The following is a 17808-nucleotide window of genomic DNA, read 5'->3' as shown; positions in this document are numbered from 1 at the left end:
ACGATTTGCCAGCTTACTTGAGGCGGCGATCCGGCTTGATTACTCAGCCGGCCGCCCACCTCCTCGGGCCGCCTCCCGCGAGCGTCACGCCGGCGCAGCTCTGGCCTTCGAGCGTCACGCCAGCGTGACGCGAGGCGAACGCCGCCTCAGACCAGCAACAGCTGGTCGATCACCGCCGCGAGCTGCTTGGCCGACCGGCATTCGTGCATCGCGATGACCTCTTGGTAGCGCGGCACCGCCGAGTCGCCGCTGCCCCACAGGTGCTTGGGCTCAGGGTTCAGCCAGTGCGCGTGCCGGCTGGCGGTCACCATGTGGGCCAGCAGCTCGGTCTCCGGGTTGCGGTAGTTGGTGCGGCCGTCGCCGAGCACCAGCAGCGAGCTGCGCGGCGACAGGACATTGGGGAACGCCTGCACGAACGACGCGAACGCGTTGCCGTAGTCGGAATGCCCGTCGCGGCTGTAGACGCCGGCCTCGCGGGTGATCCGCTGGATCGCCACGGCCAGGTCGGCTTCTGGCCCGAACATGTGGGTCACCTCGTCGGTGGTGTCGATGAAGGCGAACACCCGAACCCGCGAGAATTGTTGGCGCAGCGCGTGTACCAGGAGCAGGGTGAAGTGGCTGAATCCGGCGACGGAGCCGGACACGTCGCACAGCACCACCAGTTCCGGTCGCGCGGGGCGGGGTTTGGCCAGTACCACGTCGATCGGCACGCCGCCGGTGGACATCGACTTGCGCAGGGTCTTGCGCAGGTCGATCACCCCGGCGCGGCTGCGTCGCCGCCGGGCCGCCAGCCGGGTGGCCAGGGTCCGGGCCAACGGGGCCACCACCCGTTGCATCTGGCGCAACTGCTCGCCAGAGGCGCGCAGGAATTCGACGTTCTCGGAAAGCTGTGGGATGCCGTACATCTGGACGTGGTCGCGACCGAGTTGTTCGGCGGTGCGTCGTTTGGTCTCGGCATCGACCATCTTGCGCAACTGGGTGATCCGTTGCGCGGCGAGCGCTTTGGCGATCTGTTCCTGGGTGGGCGTGGGTTCGTCGCCGTACGGGGCGAGCAGCCCCGCCAGCAGCTTGCCCTCCAACTCGTCCAGGGCCATCGCCTTGAGCGCCTGGTACGACGAGAACGACGGGCCGCGGCTGGAGCTGTATTTGCCGTAGGCCTCCACGATGCGCGCGATCATCGCGACCAGCCGCTGGTCCATGTCGGCGAGCTCGGGGTTCTCGTTGAGTAGATCCAGCAGCATCTGGCGCATCGCCTCGACGTCGTCGGGCGGCAAAGAGTCGTCCGCCGCCGCGTCGGCCTCCTCGTCGGTCACCACCGCGCGCGTACCCAAGGCCGCGGGGAACCACAGGTCGAACATGGCGTCGTAGGTCTCGCGGTGTTCGGGACGGCGCAACACGGCGCAGGAGATGCCCTCGCGTAACACCTCGCGATCGCCCAAGCCGAGGGTGGCCATCACCCGCCCGGCGTCCACGGTTTCGGAAGGCCCCACCGAAATGCCCACCGCGCGAAGAGCTTCCACGAAGCCAACCAGGTGGCCGGGCAGCCCGTGCGGGGCGAGCGGCCGGGCGGGTCGGATGCGGCGGGGGGCCATCGGTGCGTCCCTAGTTCAACCGGAGCTCGCCGGTTGCGCGCTGCTGGTCGGACTGATGCTTGAGAACCACGCCCAGGGTGGCGGCGACGACGGAGTCGTCAATGGTGTCCAGACCCAGCGCGAGCAGCGTCCGGCCCCAGTCGATGGTCTCGGCCACGGACGGCAGTTTCTTGAGTTGCATGCCACGCAGCACGCCGATGATGCGCACCAGTTCGTCGGCGAGGTGCTGGGGCAACTCGGGCACCCGCGATAACAGGATGCGGCGTTCCAGGTCAGGGCTGGGAAAATCGATGTGCAAGAACAGGCAGCGACGCTTGAGGGCCTCCGACAGTTCGCGGGTGGCGTTGGAGGTCAGCACGACGAACGGTGTCCGCTCGGCGGTGATCGTGCCCAGCTCGGGCACGGTCACCGCGAAGTCCGACAGCACCTCGAGCAGCAGGCCCTCGATTTCGATGTCGGCCTTGTCGGTTTCGTCGATCAGCAGCACCGTGGGCTCGGTGCGCCGGATGGCGGTCAGCAGCGGGCGCTGCAGCAGGAACTCCTCGCTGAAGACGTCGTCCTTGGTCTGGTCCCAGTCTCCCGAGCCGGCCTGAATACGAAGTATCTGCTTGGCGTGGTTCCACTCGTAGAGCGCGCGAGCCTCGTCCACCCCCTCGTAGCACTGCAGGCGGACCAGCCCGGAACCGGTCGCCTGGGCGACGGCGCGGGCCAGCTCGGTCTTGCCCACACCGGCGGGGCCCTCCACCAGCAGCGGTTTGCCCAGCCGGTCGGCCAGGAACACCGCGGTCGCGGTGGCGGTGTCGGGCAGGTAACCGGTCTCGGCCAACCGTCGCGAGACGTCGTCGATGTCGGCGAACAGCGGCTTGGGCCGGGCGGGCACGCTCACTATCTCGGTTCTCCTAAAGCACTTTTCGTCGCGGTCAGGCGGGGCGGATTTGCCCGTCACCCCACGCGATCCACTTGGTCGAGGTCAATTCCGGCAGCCCCATTGGGCCGCGCGCATGCAATTTCTGGGTGGAGATGCCGATTTCGGCGCCGAAACCGAACTGCTCACCGTCGGTGAACGCCGTCGATGCGTTGATCATCACCGCGGCGGCGTCGACGCCGTCGCTGAACCGTTGCGCCGCAGCCATATTGCTGGTGACGATGGCCTCGGTGTGCCCGGTGCCGTACTCGTTGATGTGGGCGATCGCGGCGTCGATGCCGTCGACCACCGCGACCGCGATGTCCATCGACAGGTACTCACGGCGCAGGTCGTCCTCCCCCGCGTCCGCCGAGAACCCGCCGTGCACGGTCACGCCGGCATCCTCGAGGGCGGTCACCAATCGGGGCAGCGCCTTCTTGGCGATGGCGGCATCGACCAACAGCGTCTCGGCGGCGTTGCAGACGCTGGGCCGACGGGTCTTGGAGTTCAGCAGGATCCGTTCCGCCAGGTCCAGGTCGGCGCCCTCGTGGACGTACACGTGACAGTTGCCCACGCCGGTCTCGATGGTGGGTACCTGCGCGTCGCGGACCACGGCGTTGATCAGGCTGGCTCCCCCGCGCGGAATCACTACGTCGACCAGGCCGCGGGCCTGGATCAGGTGCGTAACCGTGGAGCGATCGGCGGCCGAAAGCAGTTGCACCGCATCGGCGGGCAGGTCCTCGCTGACCAGCGAAGCGCGTAGCACCTGCACCAGCGCCTGGTTGGACCGCGCGGCCGAGGAACTTCCGCGCAGCAACACGGCGTTGCCCGACTTGAGCGCCAGACCGAAGGCGTCGACGGTGACGTTGGGCCGGCCTTCGTAGATCATGCCGACGACGCCGAGCGGCACGCGCTGCTGCCGCAGATGCAAACCGTTGGGCAGGGTGTAGCCGCGCAGCACCTCGCCGACCGGGTCGGGCAACCCGGCGACCTGACGCAGGCCGGCGGCGATTCCCTGGACACGTCCGGGGTCCAGCGCCAACCGGTCGAGCATCGCGGTCGGGGTGCCGGAGGCTTCGGCGGCGCTGAGGTCTTCGGCATTGGCCGACAGGATCAAATCGGTGTGGGCCGATATCGCGTCGGCCGCCGACCGCAGCGCCTGGTCCTTGGCGACCGTCGGCAGCAAGGCCAGGACGCGGGAGGCGACCCGGGCGCGGCGAGCGGCGTTGTGGACCTCCCGGCGCAAGTCAGACTCGCGCTGTTGAGCCGTCCCCCTGCCCTGCGGGCGGGAGGGACCCCCACCGCTGAGGAATGGTGCTTGCAGACTCATTGAACCAGGGTATCGGGCCTTAACTGGCCAGGTGAGGCGGCCCGGGTATTACGGCATCCGCTGCGCGCGTAACGTGCCCGCGATCGAGATTCGGCCGCGCGGGGGTTCAGCCCAGCTGTTTCGCCGACCGTTGTGCCTCGACGCCGGCCGGCCCGACCCGGTCCCGACGTGTCACCTGCCGAACCTTGGCTTGCCGCTCGTCGATCAGTCGGCCTAAGTCTTGGAGCAGCAATGGCTTACGCAGCACCAGGTGCTCGAGGTGCTCACGATCGATCTGCAGCGCCGTCACCTCGTCCAGTGCGTACGCGCCGGCGAGGTTGGGCTGACGGGTCAGCGCGGTCAGGCCCAGGAACGATCCCTCGTCGAGGACGCTGACCGGCACCACCGAACCGTCTTCGGTGGTCGCGGTCAACCGCACCCGGCCGGCGACCAAGAAGGTCATCCCGGGCGACACCTGGCCGGCGGACTCCATGATTTCGTCGGCACCGTAGCGGACGAGCTTCGCGTACGGCACCAGCGATTGCTGGTCGGTGTGACTCAGTCGCAACGCCGGCGCCACCACCGTGCGCAACGCTTTCTCCACCCGCTGCTTGGTGGAGTAGTTGTCGTCCGCCCCGTCGAGCCGCAGGCGCGCCCGCCGGGCGGCGTACCAAACCCAGCGCAGGAAGATCGCTTCGGTGGTTTCGGCGTCGGCAGGCGAGATCAGCCTGATGGTCGTGCGGTACTGGGCCCCGCCCAGAGCGACCGTGGTTGGCGCGGTTTCGGGTTTGCGGGCCGGCAGTGCGGCGGCGACGCGGCTGAGCATTGCGCACACCTTGTCCGGCGGATCGCCGGCCGCGAATTTGGTGGTGATCGCGCAGTCGTACGCGCGGGACGGGCGACTGAGATTTGTGAACGAGGTGCCGGCCAGCATCGAGTTGGGCATGATGCGGATGCCGCTGCCGGTGTCGATGTGTACGGAGCGCCAGTTGACTTCGACGACGCGCCCCCGTGCCGTTCCGGTGTCCAGCCAATCGTTGATCCGGAACGGCTGCTCGAACAGCATGAACAAGCCGGACACGATCTGGCCGACGGAGTTCTGCAGCATCAGGCCGATGACCACCGACGTGATGCCCAGTGCGGTGAACAACCCACCGATCCGAACGCCCCAGATGAACGACAGCATCAGCGCCAGGCCGACGCCGATCACTCCGAAGCGGGCGACGTCGATGAAGATGGCGGGCAGTCGTTTGCGCCAGCTTTCTTCGGGCGCGCCCTCGAACACGGTGGCGTTCAGGGCCGACAGCACCAGCACCAGGACCAGCAGGCCGAACACCGTGGTGAGGATCCGTACCGAACCATCTCCGGCCGACACCTGCGAAGCCTTGACGAGCAGCAGCAACAGCGCACCCAGTGGCAGCAGGTAGTTCCGCAACAGGCTTGCCTGCCTGGCCAAATGGCTGTGTCGCCGGACCAGCGCGCGGTGCACCTCGGTGAGCAGAATCAAAGCGACCGGGAATCCGAGCGCGATGCCGATGGCCCAGTAGAACCACGATGATCCGAACAAGTTCATGATCGCTCCGACAACCGGTATATCGCCTGGTCGGTTCCACCGACCGAGATGGTGCCGGCTGGCGTGAACTGCCGCACGTCACGCATCGCCTCATAAACCTGCGAGGTGACGTAAATCCCCGATTGGTTTGCGCCACTCTGCATTTGGTAGGCCAGACTCACCGCGGCGCCCCACATGTCGTAGACGAGCCCCGAGCGGCCGACCAGTCCGCTGATGACGTTCCCGGTGTTGATGCCCACGCGGAGCCGCAGCTCGTGACCGGTTTGATTGTTGAATCGCTCGATGATGTGGCGCATTTCGACGGCGAAGTCGACGCTGCGGTGAATGCTGTCCAGCCGTGGCGTGACCACACCGCAGCTGGCGAGATAGCCATTGTGGAACGTGCGGATCCGTTCGACGCCGAGCGATTCGGCTGCCGAATCGAACTGCCGGAACAGTTCGTCGACGATCCCGACCAACTCGTCGCCGGACACATCCACGGAAACCTCGTCGAGCCCGACGACCTCGGCGAAGATGATGGCCACGTCCTGGTGTTCCTCCGCGATGGTCTGCTGACCCTCGCGATACCGCTGGACGACAGACTCGGGCATGAGCGCCAGCAACAGGCGGTCGTTCTCCCGGCGCTGCTCGTTGAGTAACTCCTCCTTGATCGCGAGATTTCGGCTCATCTCATTGAAAGCCGAAGTCAGCTCACCGATTTCGTCGCGTGTCTTGACCGGGATGTTGACCTCGTAGTCGCCGGAGCTGATCTTCTGCGTACCGGCCTGCAGCCGGCGGATCGGCCGCAACATCAGCTGGGCCAATACCATCGAGGCCACGCAGATGGTGAAGATCATGACTGCCACCGTCAGCACCAGCGTCCTGCTGAACCTGCCCAGCCGCGCAAAGGCATCGGAGTTGTCCCGCGTCGCCAGAATTGACCAGTGCAGATCGGAGTTCGGCACGGTCAGTGGGGCGTAGGCCTCCAACTCCCGGTTGCCCAGGTAGTCGGTGGCACTCACGACCCCGGTCTGTCCGCGTTGGGCGGCGCGCAGGCCCGCGGTCGGGACCGGCTGTACCAGCGTCGTACCACCTAGCCGGATCGCCTCCTCCACGACGTCGGACGGGGTGCCCGATGCCACGGCCTCGCGCTTGTATTCGGCCGGGTCCTCCAGGAAAAGCCTTGAGTCGGAACGCATCAGGTTGTCGGGGCCGGCCAGATACGTCTCCGTTGCCGGCCCCATACCGGCGGCCTCCCAGTGCTTGTCGGCGGTCATGATCTTGTTGATCTTCGAGATCGGCAGCGGCAGGGCCATGACGCCGTTCAATTTGCCGTTCATTCCCACTGGGGACACCACCCACGCGGTGGGGGTGTCGAGCTGCGGTTGGTAGGGCTGGAAGTCGGTGATCCAGACGAAGTCGACATCGTTGGAGCGCAACGCTTTCTGGTATGCCTCGCGCAGATTGGATTCCCGGTACGGGCCGGTGAGAATATTGGTGCCGAGGTCGGGTCCCTTGTTCACCGAAAAGACGACATTGCCCTGCATGTCCAGCAACAGCGCATCGGGGTATTCGAACCGGGTGACGATGTTGCGCATGTAGAAGCCGTAACGGGCGCTGGCGGCCGACCACGCGCTGCCGTCGCCGGCGTCCTCAACCTTCCTCGCCTCGGCGATCGATGGGTTCGGCGCGGTGTAATTCGCCTGAAGGTACTTCTGCGCGTTGGAACTCGGGAATATCGCGTTGCGATCGAGTTCCTCGCCGGTGATCTGCTTGATCGGTTTGATCATGTTGTTGTCGTAGTAGTTGACGAGCGCCTGCTGCTGGGGCGGCGTGATCGTCGCGTTGGACAACTGCGCGAAGCCGTCGGTGAAAGCGGTCGTCGCCTCGACAATGCTGAAGCCGCCGCTGTAGACGATCAGGGAATTCGTCACCTCTTTGAAAAGCGACTGCACCTGCCGCGCCTGGGACTCGCGCAGTTCGGTGAGTCGCTCGGACTCGACTTGGCGCAGCGCGTTGCGGCCCGACGACGCCCCGATGAAGGCGATCACCCCGATGGACAGGATGCTGCAGACGAGCAATGTCAGCAGCAGCTTGGATTGCAGGCCCAGCCGGAAAAGCCGACGGCGGCGAAACTTATGGCGCTTGCGGGCCTGGCCCTGCTCTGTCACAGGCATGTCGGCCGGAGCCTGCCCCGCGGCATGTTCCGGTGTGGTGTTGGAAGCCGGCTCAGCGTCTCTTAGCTCGCTCGATGTCACTCGACTTCGCCCTTCCTCGGACACGCAGCATCGCTCACGCAGCACACTAGCGCGCGTGTCTCGAGATATGGGCGATTGCGCCAAAGCATTCGACGCCAACGCCGGCCGCGCCTTTCTTCAGCCAATGGAGCCCACTTATGCTTGGCGCTATGAGCGATGGGTGCGCGGAGGGTTGCGGTTGCGGGGCGACCGAGGTGACAACCATGCAACGCGCCGATCGCGACGCCGAGTGGGTACGGGCCGCGCGGTTCGCGCGATGGCTGGCGTGGGCGAGCCTGCTGTGGATGTGCGCGGAGGGCGCGCTCGGCCTGTGGCAAGGGTTCGTCGCCGGATCCATCTCGCTGATCGGCTGGGCGCTGGGTAGCGCGGTGGAGGGCCTGGCGAGCGTGATCGTCGTATGGCGGTTCACGGGTTCGCGCACCCTGTCGGAGGCTTCGGAGCGCCGGGCGCAACGCGGGGTGGCCATTTCGTTCTGGCTCATCGCGCCCTACATCGCCGTCGAATCGGTCCGGAATCTGCTTACCGGGGCGCGCCCCGAGACGACGCTGATCGGGATCGCCCTGACCGCCGTCGCGCTGGTCCTGATGCCGCTTCTGGGATGGGCCAAGCAGCGGCTTGGCAGGCGCCTGGAATCGCGGGCCACTGCCGGGGAGGGAACGCAAAACTATTTGTGTGCCGCGCAATCCGCCGCGGTGCTTGCGACGCTGGCCGTCATCGCCGTGTGGCCGGCCGGCTGGTGGCTGGACCCGGCCGTCGGACTCGTCATCGCAGGCGTTGCGGTCCGGGAGGGTTTCGGGGCGTGGCGCGGTGAGGAATGCGCATGCTAACGTGCGCGCCAAATCCTTTGCACCGCAGATGATTTGGCTCTTGGAACGACTAACGTCAACGTGATGGCACGAGTCTGTGTGGTCGGCAGCGTGAATATGGACCTGTCGATGCGCGTCGATGCCCTTCCCCGCCCCGGCGAGACGGTGCTGGCCTCGTCATTGACCTACGCTCCGGGCGGCAAGGGCGGTAATCAGGCGGTGGCGGCGGCGCGTGCCGGCGCACGGGTGCAGTTCGTCGGCGCGATCGGCGATGACCCGGCCGCCGGGCGTTTGCGCGCTCACCTGCTGGACAATGGCGTCGGCCTGGACGCCACCGCCGAAACGCCCGGACCGAGCGGCACGGCGATCGTCGTCGTTGACGCCGACGCCGAGAACACCATCGTGGTCGCGCCGGGCGCCAACGATCGGCTGGCGCTGGATGCCACCGCCGTCCGAAGCGTCATCGCCGGCTGCGATGTGTTATTGACGCAGCTGGAAATTCCGGTGCGGGCGGCGGTGACTGCGGCGCAGCAGGCCCGTTCGGCCGGGGCGGTCGTCATTGTCAACGCATCGCCGACCGGCCGGAACCCGGACTCGCTGGCCGAGCTGGCGGCCGCGGCCGATGTGGTGATCGCCAACGAAACCGAGGCCAATGAGTGGCCGTGGCGGCCCAGTCACCTGGTGACCACGCTGGGTTCGCGCGGCGCCCGGTACATCGGCGTCGACGGCGAATTCCTGGTGCCGGCTCCCGCGGTGGCCCCGGTTGACACCACCGGGGCCGGCGACGTGTTCGCCGGGGTGCTGGCCGGCAGCTGGCCGCCCCATCCCGGTTCGCCTGCCCAGCGGCTGCGCGCGTTGCGGCGCGCCTGCGCCGCGGGCGCCCTGGCGACGCTAGTGCCGGGCGCCGGCAATTGCGCACCGGACGCCCGAGCGATCGACGTGGCGCTGCACGACGCCCGCTAGCCGGTGTCCCCGCCGACGTCGTGGGCGATTCTCAGGCCGTTGCCGGTCTCCATCTCCTCCGCCGTCTGGCTGAACAGGACACGGCTGCGGCTCGGCGACAACACGGTCGACACGTAGTGATGCGGCGCTTCAGTCACGAACGACAGGCGGTTGACGCGCAGCAGCGCGGCGCCGATGGCCGTGCCGAGCAGGTGCGCGTGGCGCGGTCCGGCGATCTCGGCCGTGACCTCGTGCAGCACGCGGTCCACGACGACGCCCCCGTCCGATAACAGCTCGTAAAGCGGCCTGCGCCGCAACTCCCGCTCGGCCAGCACGTCGGCCCATTCCAGTGGCAGCCAGGCTTCGGTCACCATCAATGGCTCATCGGTCCGGCGCTGGCGCCGCACCCGCACGATCTGCAGCAGCTCGCCGGGAGTTTCCAACGCCTCGCCGATGGCCCTCGGGGGACGGCGCTTCCCCAGCTCGACGACGTCGACCTTGGTTTCGAATTGCGTCTGTCGCAGCCCCTGCATGAAGGAACGCCCGGACGCCAGAACACCCGAGACATCCGCCGGTCCGTGCGGCCGCACGAACGATCCGACGCCGTGCCTGCGCTCGATGTATCCCTGCTCGGCCAGGTCCGCCAGGGCCCGGCGCACGGTGATGCGCGATACGCCGAACTGATCGCACAGGGTCTGCTCGGTGGGCAACGCGTCGCCGGGGGCGATGACGCCACGATCGATCTCGTCGTGCAGCACCAAGAACAGCTGCCGGTGCAGCGGCACGCCGGCCGCCGCTGAGACCGGCCCACCTTTGCGCTGCTGCACGGTCGTCAATGCTTCCACACGAACTCCCTTGCGTAGCCCGACCGGTTGTTATATGTATATAACAACTATCGGAGCCCAGGAGATCCAATGACCGCACCGGCCGCCACCGACCCGGACGGACCGACCGGGCGGCTTGCGACCTGGGTCTCCGGTCTCACGCTCGACGACGTCCCGCGTCCCGTCCTCGACCGTGCGAAACACCTGCTCCTGGACGGCATCGGCTGTGCGCTCGTCGGGGCGCAACTGCCGTGGTCACGAATCGCGACCGACGCTGTCCTCGCGCTGGAAGGCCCCGGCGACACCGTCGTCATCGGCACCGGACGCGCCACCGGGGCGCCCGCGGCCGCGATACTCAACGGCACCTTCATCCAGGGCTTCGAGCTCGACGACTTTCATCCCCTTGCCCCGCTGCACAGCTGCTCGCTGCTGATTCCCGCGCTGCTGTCAACGGCGTCCACGCGGCCGTACCCCTCGACCGGTGCCGACCTCCTGCTCGCCGCGGTCGCCGGCTTCGAGGTGGGTCCGCGTGTCGGCTACACGCTGCACGGCACCCAAATGCTCGACCGCGGCTGGCACTCGGGGTCAGTTTTCGGCACGCACGCCGCGGCAATGGCGTCCGGAAAGTTACGCGGGCTGGCGCCGGCGCAACTGGAGGACGCCCTCGGGCTGGCCGGCACCCAGTCGGCAGGTCTGATGGCCGCCCAGCACGAGGCCATGAGCAAGCGCATGCACCACGGCTTGGCGGCGCGCAACGGCTTCTACGCGGCGGGACTGGCGGCGGCCGGTTACACCGGCATCAAGCGGGTGTTCGAGCGCGAATATGGCGGGTTTCTCAGCGTTTTCGGCGAGGGCCACCACCCCGACGCCGCGCCGCTGACCGGCGAACTCGGCCAACGGTGGGAGACCACCATCATCATGGTCAAGTCCTACGCCGCGATGGGTGGGGTGCACGCAGCGATCGATGCCGCCAGGCGGCTGCGTGAATCCCTTGCACCCCGGGATATTTCGAAAATCGACATCGTCGTCGGCGAGACCGTCTACAAGCACGGCTGGTGGCAACCGGAGAGACCGCTGCCCCCGATCGGTGCCCAGATGAACATCGGCTATGCAACCGCCGCGGCGCTACTCGACGGCAACGTGCTGCCCGAGCAGTTCACCCCCGCCCGCCTCGATTCCGACGACATCTGGTCGCTCATCGCGGCGACGACGGTGCACCTGGACGAATCGCTCACCCACGCCGACTTCGCCGAAAGATTCCGCACCGACGTCGCGGTGACCACCCGTGACGGTGCGGTGCACCGCGCCCGCGTGGCCTTGCCGCACGGCGCGCCCAACGACCCCGTCACCAACGACGAACTCGTCGCGAAGTTCCACTCGCTCGCCGACCGGGTGACCAGCCGGTCGCGCGCCGAAGCGATCGAGCGCGCGGTGGTCAACCTCGACGACCTCGACGACGCCGAACAGCTGACGGATCTGCTCGCGGCGCCGGTCGCGGGCGCCCTGGACTGAAAGGAAAGTCATGCCCACCACCTCGGCCCGACAACGGCTGAAGGACTCGCTCAGCACCGGTGAACTCATCGTCGCGCCAGGCGTTTTCGACGGCATCTCCGCGCACCTGACGAAACGCACCGGCCACGTCGCGGCGTACATGACCGGCGCCGGCGTGGCGGCCTCCGGCTTCGGCCTGCCCGACATCGGGCTGGTCACCGCGACCGAGATGGCCGGCCGGGCCGCGATGATCACCGACGCGCTGGATGACGTCCCTCTGATCGCCGACGCCGACACCGGCTACGGCGCGCCCATGAACGTGGTGCGCACCGTTCGCTCCTACGATGCGGCGGGGGTGGCCGCAATTCAGTTGGAGGACCAGGTCTTTCCGAAACGTTGCGGCCACCTGCCCGACAAACAGGTGGTCGACGCGGCGGTGTTCGAACAGACTCTGGCCGCGGCGTTGGACGCGCGCTCCGATGACAACCTGCTGGTGGTGGCCCGCACCGACGTGCGGGCCCCCCTCGGCCTGGACGCTGCCATCGAGCGCGCAAACCGGTATGCGCAGGCTGGCGCGGACATCATCTTCGTCGAGGCGCCGCAGGACGCCGCCGAGATCGAGCGCATCGCGCGCGAAGTCGACGCTCCCCTGCTGATCAACCAGGTGCTCGGTGGCATGACGCCGCTGCAGTCGGCCTCGCGGCTGCAAGAGTTGGGCTACGCCGTCGCGATCCACCCGAGCAACCTGCTGATGCAGGCGACTTTCGCTATGTTGCAAAGCCTTTGCGAACTGAACGGCACCGACATCGCCGGCCACCTCCCCAGCACACCCGCCGATTTCTTCAACATGGTGGGGATGGCCGACTGGCTGGAACGCGACGCCCGCTACGCCCGAAAGGACCCCTCATGGGCATGACGATCATCGAGAAGATCTTCGCCCGCAAGGCCGGTCTCGATGCGGTGTCCGCGGGTGACACGGTGGTGGTCGACGTCGATATGACCGTGCTCATCGATCTGCAGTTCGCCACGATGTGGATCACGCCCAACCGGATCCACGACCCCGACAAGCTGGCGGTCGTCATGGACCACGCCGTGCCCGCACCGACCATCAAAGACGCCGCGGGTGGTCCGCGCGCCCGCCAGTTCGTCGCCGATTTCGGCATCGAACGGTTCTACGACGTCGGCCGGCACGGCATCTGCCATCAGGTGATCGCCGAGAACGGACTGGCGCGGCCCGGAGAAATCTTGGCCTGCACCGACTCTCACACCTGCGCCGCGGGCGCTTACAACACCGCCGCGCGGGGCCTCGGGCCCGCGGAGATCTATTCGATCATGTGCACCGGCACGACATGGTTTCAGGTCGCGCCCACAATCCGCTATGAGCTCGAGGGCGTCAAGCCCGAGACCGTCAGCGGAAAAGACATCTTCTTGCATATCGCCAACGAGTACGGCGATGCCCCGAACCGCAACCTGGAATTCGGTGGCACCGGCCTGGCCGGCATTCCGATGCATGACCGGCGCACCATCGCGACCCAGTGCGCCGAGGTTTCCGCCGACTTCGCCACGTTCGAGCCCGACGACGTATTGACGTCGTTTCTCGACGACCGTGGCGTTACCGAGTACGGCTCCGTCACACCGGATTCCGATGCCGGATACCAAGAGATCCGCCGCGTCGACCTGGCGACACTGGAGCCCTACGTGGCGCGGCCGGGAACGGTCAGCCGCAACGGGCTGCCCGTCTCCCGGCTGGACCGCCACAAGGTCGACCAGGCGTTTATCGGCTCGTGCGCGAACGGACAGCTCGAGGACCTCGCGATCGCCGCACGGGTGGTGCGCGGCAAGTCCGTCGCACCGGGTGTGCGCCTGTTGGTCACGCCCGCCTCCCAGGCGGTGTACCGGGACGCCATGCAGCTGGGGTACTTGCAGGACCTGGCCGACGCGGGTGCCGTCATCACCAACTCCACCTGCGGCGCCTGTTTCGGCTACCACATGGGTGTGGTCGGTCCCGGGGAGGTTTGCATCACCTCGAGCACCCGCAACTTCACCGGGCGCATGGGCAGCACCGAGGCGGAGATCTTCATGGCATCACCGGCAACCGTCGCCGCGTCGGCGATCACCGGCTACATCACCGACCCAAGGAGTGTGACGGCATGACCGTGGAGTTTCGCGGCAAGGTCTGGGTGTTCGGAGACAACCTCAACACCGACGCCATGTACCCGGCCTTCGCGATGAAGATGGATCCGTCGGAAGCGGCCAGGCACGTCTTCTACCAGGTCCGCCCGGGTTGGACCGACCAGGTGTCCCGGGGTGACATCGTCGTGGCGGGCAGGAACTTCGGGCTCGGATCCTCCCGGCCGGTGGGGGCCCTCTTCGTCGAGCTCGGTATCGCGGGACTGGTCGCCGAGGAGTTCAACTCCTTGTTCTTTCGCAACGCGGTCAACGCCGGGCTCCCGGCGATGACCGTGCCCGACGCCACCAGCGTTTTCCACGAGGGCGACACGGGAACCTTCGACCTGACCTGCGGCATCTGGCGCAACGACACCACGGGGGCATCCGGACGCGTCCCCAAGCTCCCCGGGCTCCTCCTCGACATCATCGAAAGCGGCGGCGTGCTGCCGCGGTTGGTCGAGCAGGGCTATCTTCCCGGCGAATTGGGTGAACTCCTGCGGTCGCCCACCGTCGCGATTCGCGGCGCGGGCAGCGGCGCATGACGGCGCTGCCGGGCCGGCTGCTGCGTGGCGTACGCGCCGGCGCGCACCGAAGTCCCCTCGCCGGGCCGGCGTTCGATGCGCCCGCCTCCATCAGCCTCAGCAGCACCGCGTTCGCCGATGGCGGCGGCATGCCGACCTCCAGCGCCGGCAAGGGCGTCGGGGACAATGTCTCGCCGCCGTTGCGGTGGAGCGCACCGCCGCCGGGAACCCGGCAGCTGGTGCTCATCATCGACGACGTCGACGTGCCGCTGCCCCGCCCGCTGCTGCACACCGTCGCGGTGATCGAGCCGACGCTGGACGCCCTCGATACCGGCGGGTTGCAACCGGACGCGGCAGGCATCCGGTGCCTGCGCGCCGATCTGGGCCACCGCGGCTACGCCGGGCCGCGCCCGATCCCCGGCCACGGCCCGCACCACTACCGATTCCACCTTTTGGCGATCGATCAGGAGGTGCCGGACAGCATCGCCACGGCCAAGGCGCTGCTCGCCGCGATCGGTGGGCACGTGCTGGCCCGCGGTGTGCTGACCGGAACGTACGAACGCTGAGCCGACGGGCCGACCCGACCCGCCTGACCTGCGGTTGGCAGTGGTTGGCAGCGTCTGGCGTCGATCTGGCAGTGGTTTGCGAGCAGCGTCAGTGGCGACCGTTGTCAGCCATCGACGAAAGGAACATCAATGTCCGCCACCACCATCGACCGCACTAGCACCCGGGACGGCCTGCTTCGCCTGGCCATGCGCGCCGACGCCGCCATCAGCGGGGTGGTCGGCCTGGCCGGTATCCCGCTGGCCGGCCGGCTCGCCGAGCTCTCGGGCACCACGACGGCGTTCGAGTACACCATGGCCGCGTTCTTGATCGGCTACGGCGTGCTCGTGTTCGGGCTCGCCAGGATGCGATCGGTACTGCGCGCCGGTATGGGCGTCATCATCGCCAATGTGGCCTACACGGTGGCCTCCGTCGTCCTGGTGCTCGCGGATGCCTTCCCGCTGACCTCGGCCGGCGTCGCGTTGAATCTGGCCGCGGGCGCCTACACGCTGGTTTTCGCGGAGTTGCAGTACCAGGGCTGGCGCCGCGCGAGGGCGTGAGCGGACGCTCGGGGCCCGTCCGGCGATCCCGGGCGGGCTCGGAGCGTGCTACTCCTCGGGAATTTGCCGCTCGATCTCGTCGAGCCAGATGCGCGCGGACATATCCGACGGGGCACGCCAATCACCGCGCGGTGACAGCGCACCACCGTGCGACACCTTGGGGCCGTTGGGCAATGCCGAGCGCTTGAACTGGCTGAAAGAGTAGAACCGCTGCACGAAGACGCCGAGCCAATGCCGAATCTCCTTGAGCGAGTACACCGGTCGCTTGTCGGCGGGGAATCCCGGCGGCCAGTTCCCGCGCTCGGGGTCGCTCCACGCGTGCCACGCCAGGAACGCGATCTTCGACGGCCGGAAACCGTAGCGCAGCACGTGGAACAGCGAGAAGTCCTGCAGGGCATACGGTCCGACCTTGTCCTCGCTGCTCTGCAGCTCTTCCTCTTCGCCCTTCGGTACGAGCTCCGGGGAGATCTCGGTGTCCAGCACCGACTGCAGCACGTCGGTGACGTCGGACTCGAACTGCCCGGACGAGATGACCCAACGGATCAGGTGCTGGATGAGCGTCTTCGGGACGCCCCCATTGACGTTGTAGTGCGACATCTGGTCGCCCACCCCGTAAGTCGACCAGCCCAGCCCGATCTCGGAAAGGTCACCGGTGCCGAGCACGATGCCGCCACGCTGGTTGGCCAGCCGGAACAGGTAGTCGGTGCGCAGGCCCGCCTGCACGTTCTCGAAGGTGACGTCGTAAACCTTCTCCCCGCGCCCGAACGGATGGTCGATCTCCTTGAACATCACCATTGCGGTCTCGGTGATGTCGATTTCGGAGAAGGTGACCCCGAGTGCGCGGCACAGCTCGATCGCGTTGCGTTTGGTGCGATCGCCCGTCGCGAACCCGGGCAGCGTGAACGCCAAAATGTCGCTGCGCGGCCGCTCTTCGCGGTCCATCGCCCGTGCGGCGACGATCAACGCGTGGGTCGAGTCCAGGCCACCGGAAATCCCGATGACGATCTTCGGGTAGTTCAGCGCCCGCAGCCGCTGCTCCAGCCCGGACACCTGGATGTTGTAGGCCTCGTAGCAATCCTGTTCCAGGCGTTGCGGATCGGCGGGGACGAACGGGAAGCGCTCGATGTCGCGGCGCAGTCCGATATCGCCGTCGGGCGGGTCCAGCCGAAAGTCGATGTGCCGGAACGACTCGGCCGACCCGCGGTGGTGGCGCCGGTTGTCGTCGAATGTCCCCATGCGCAGCCGTTCCGAGCGCAGCAGGTCGATGTCGACGTCGGCGATGCTGTATCGCTCCCCTTTCGGAAAGCGCTCGGATGAGGCCAGCAGTTCGCCGTTCTCCCACACCATGGTCTGACCGTCCCAGGCCAGATCGGTGGTCGACTCTCCCTCGCCCGCGGCGGCGTAGACGTAGGCGGCCAGGCACCGCGCCGACGCCGAACGGGCCAACAGGCAGCGGTCCTCGGCACGGCCGATCGTGATCGGGCTGCCGGACAGGTTGGCCAGCACCGTCGCGCCCGCCAGCGCCGCTTCCGCGCTGGGCGGAATCGGCACGAACATGTCCTCGCAGATTTCGACGTGCAGCACGAAATCGGGCACATCCGATGCGGCGAACAACAGGTCCGGGCCGAACGGGACGTCGGCGTCACAGATCCGGATGGTGCCGCGCTCGTCGTCTCCGGCCGCGAGCTGGCGCCGCTCGTAGAACTCCCGGTAGGTGGGCAGGTAGGACTTCGGCACCACCCCGAGCACCGTGCCACGGTGGATGACCACCGCGGTGTTGTAGATGCGGTGGCGGTAGCGCAGTGGGGCACCGACGACCAGAACCGGCAGCAGATCGGTCGAGGACCCGACGATGCTCTCGATGGCGGCTGCGACGTCGTCGAGCAACAGGTCCTGCATCACGATGTCCTCGAGGGAGTACCCGGACAACGTCAACTCCGGGAACACGGCCAGCGCGGCGCCGTCGTCGTGACAGGCCTGCGCCAACCGCAGCACCGACTCCGCGTTGGCCGCCGGGTCACCGAGCGTGGTGTGATGCGTGCACGCGGCGACCCGGACAAAGCCCTGGCTGTAAGCGTTGTAAAAGTCCATCGCCCTTCCATTGTCGCCTGACCTGTGTCAACCCGCGGCCGCCGGGTATCCCCTCCATCATGAGCGATACTGCCGTGGTCGTGGTCGACATGATGAACACCTATCAGCATCCCGATGCTGAAGAACTAGTGGTGTGTCCTGTATTTAGCTGACTTTTTCGAGTGCGATCCGTCCGCGCGCAACCTTGGCGAGGATGGATTCGGCGGTGGCGGTCCATACGTACGGTTTGGGGTCGTCGTTGTGGGC

Annotated in this window: 15 protein-coding genes and 1 pseudogene; 9 read left to right on the top strand and 7 right to left on the bottom strand. The window is 67.4% G+C overall.

Annotated elements, in window-relative coordinates; all coding sequences use genetic code 11:
• Window positions 1-146 precede the first annotated feature (146 nt).
• The 5 genes from H7J89_RS03775 to H7J89_RS03755 form a co-directional block, all read right to left on the bottom strand.
• A complete protein-coding gene (locus H7J89_RS03775; protein ID WP_264036617.1) occupies window positions 147-1592 on the bottom strand; it encodes a vWA domain-containing protein in 1446 nt (481 codons plus the stop codon).
• 10 nt (window positions 1593-1602) lie between these two features.
• Window positions 1603-2478, bottom strand: a complete 876-nt coding sequence (locus H7J89_RS03770) for an AAA family ATPase (protein ID WP_264036615.1) — start codon at window positions 2476-2478, stop codon at window positions 1603-1605.
• A 34-nt stretch (window positions 2479-2512) separates the two neighbouring features.
• Window positions 2513-3742, bottom strand: coding sequence for a glutamate-5-semialdehyde dehydrogenase (locus tag H7J89_RS03765; RefSeq protein WP_264037083.1), 1230 nt, complete (start codon window positions 3740-3742; stop codon window positions 2513-2515).
• Between the two features lie 190 nt (window positions 3743-3932).
• Window positions 3933-5378, bottom strand: a complete 1446-nt coding sequence (locus tag H7J89_RS03760; RefSeq protein ID WP_264036613.1) for a mechanosensitive ion channel domain-containing protein — start codon at window positions 5376-5378, stop codon at window positions 3933-3935.
• Window positions 5375-7615 carry an adenylate/guanylate cyclase domain-containing protein gene (locus H7J89_RS03755; RefSeq protein WP_264036611.1) on the bottom strand — a complete coding sequence of 747 codons (2241 nt, stop codon included), beginning with the start codon at window positions 7613-7615 and terminating at the stop codon, window positions 5375-5377. Before H7J89_RS03755 ends, H7J89_RS03760 begins: the two co-directional genes overlap by 4 nt.
• Window positions 7616-7818: 203 nt before the next feature.
• On the opposite strand from H7J89_RS03755, the gene H7J89_RS03750 reads away from it, so the two are divergent.
• Window positions 7819-8442, top strand: coding sequence for a cation efflux transmembrane domain-containing protein (locus H7J89_RS03750; RefSeq protein ID WP_264037082.1), 624 nt, complete (start codon window positions 7819-7821; stop codon window positions 8440-8442).
• A gap of 63 nt (window positions 8443-8505) precedes the next feature.
• Complete coding sequence (locus H7J89_RS03745; protein WP_264036609.1) at window positions 8506-9384, top strand: ribokinase; 879 nt, start codon at window positions 8506-8508, stop codon at window positions 9382-9384.
• Here the strand turns inward: H7J89_RS03745 and H7J89_RS03740 are convergent.
• Window positions 9381-10199 carry a GntR family transcriptional regulator gene (locus H7J89_RS03740; protein WP_276041702.1) on the bottom strand — a complete coding sequence of 273 codons (819 nt, stop codon included), beginning with the start codon at window positions 10197-10199 and terminating at the stop codon, window positions 9381-9383. The two genes, H7J89_RS03745 and H7J89_RS03740, sit on opposite strands and share 4 nt — an antisense overlap.
• A gap of 78 nt (window positions 10200-10277) precedes the next feature.
• Here H7J89_RS03740 and H7J89_RS03735 point away from each other — a divergent pair, with 78 nt between their 5' ends.
• From H7J89_RS03735 to H7J89_RS03710, 6 genes are all read left to right on the top strand, one after another.
• On the top strand, window positions 10278-11699 hold the full coding sequence (locus H7J89_RS03735; protein ID WP_264036605.1) for an MmgE/PrpD family protein: 1422 nt from the start codon (window positions 10278-10280) through the stop codon (window positions 11697-11699).
• A gap of 10 nt (window positions 11700-11709) precedes the next feature.
• Window positions 11710-12594 carry an isocitrate lyase/PEP mutase family protein gene (locus H7J89_RS03730; protein ID WP_264036603.1) on the top strand — a complete coding sequence of 295 codons (885 nt, stop codon included), beginning with the start codon at window positions 11710-11712 and terminating at the stop codon, window positions 12592-12594.
• Window positions 12585-13832, top strand: a complete 1248-nt coding sequence (locus H7J89_RS03725) for a 3-isopropylmalate dehydratase large subunit (protein ID WP_264036601.1) — start codon at window positions 12585-12587, stop codon at window positions 13830-13832. The genes H7J89_RS03730 and H7J89_RS03725 overlap by 10 nt, the downstream gene beginning before the upstream one ends.
• Entirely contained in the window at window positions 13829-14389 is a 561-nt protein-coding gene (locus H7J89_RS03720; protein ID WP_264036599.1) for a LeuD/DmdB family oxidoreductase small subunit, read from the top strand. Before H7J89_RS03725 ends, H7J89_RS03720 begins: the two co-directional genes overlap by 4 nt.
• Window positions 14386-14934, top strand: a complete 549-nt coding sequence (locus tag H7J89_RS03715) for a YbhB/YbcL family Raf kinase inhibitor-like protein (protein WP_264036597.1) — start codon at window positions 14386-14388, stop codon at window positions 14932-14934. The genes H7J89_RS03720 and H7J89_RS03715 overlap by 4 nt, the downstream gene beginning before the upstream one ends.
• A gap of 129 nt (window positions 14935-15063) precedes the next feature.
• Window positions 15064-15471 carry a hypothetical protein gene (locus tag H7J89_RS03710; RefSeq protein ID WP_264036594.1) on the top strand — a complete coding sequence of 136 codons (408 nt, stop codon included), beginning with the start codon at window positions 15064-15066 and terminating at the stop codon, window positions 15469-15471.
• Between the two features lie 48 nt (window positions 15472-15519).
• Here H7J89_RS03710 and H7J89_RS03705 read toward each other — a convergent pair whose 3' ends face one another.
• The gene (locus H7J89_RS03705) at window positions 15520-17562 is read right to left on the bottom strand and encodes an NAD(+) synthase (RefSeq protein ID WP_264036591.1); all 2043 of its coding nucleotides are present in this window, start codon (window positions 17560-17562) and stop codon (window positions 15520-15522) included.
• Window positions 17563-17621: 59 nt separating this feature from the next.
• Here H7J89_RS03705 and H7J89_RS25715 point away from each other — a divergent pair.
• Window positions 17622-17693, top strand: a pseudogene (locus tag H7J89_RS25715) (cysteine hydrolase); the annotation flags it as partial.
• Window positions 17694-17808 lie beyond the last annotated feature (115 nt).

It is taken from the genome of Mycobacterium paraffinicum (assembly GCF_025822865.1).
In the GTDB taxonomy this organism is placed as follows: domain Bacteria; phylum Actinomycetota; class Actinomycetes; order Mycobacteriales; family Mycobacteriaceae; genus Mycobacterium; species Mycobacterium paraffinicum.
The sequence above is the reverse complement of the archived record's forward strand: the minus strand, read 5'-3'. Positions and strand labels throughout refer to the sequence as shown.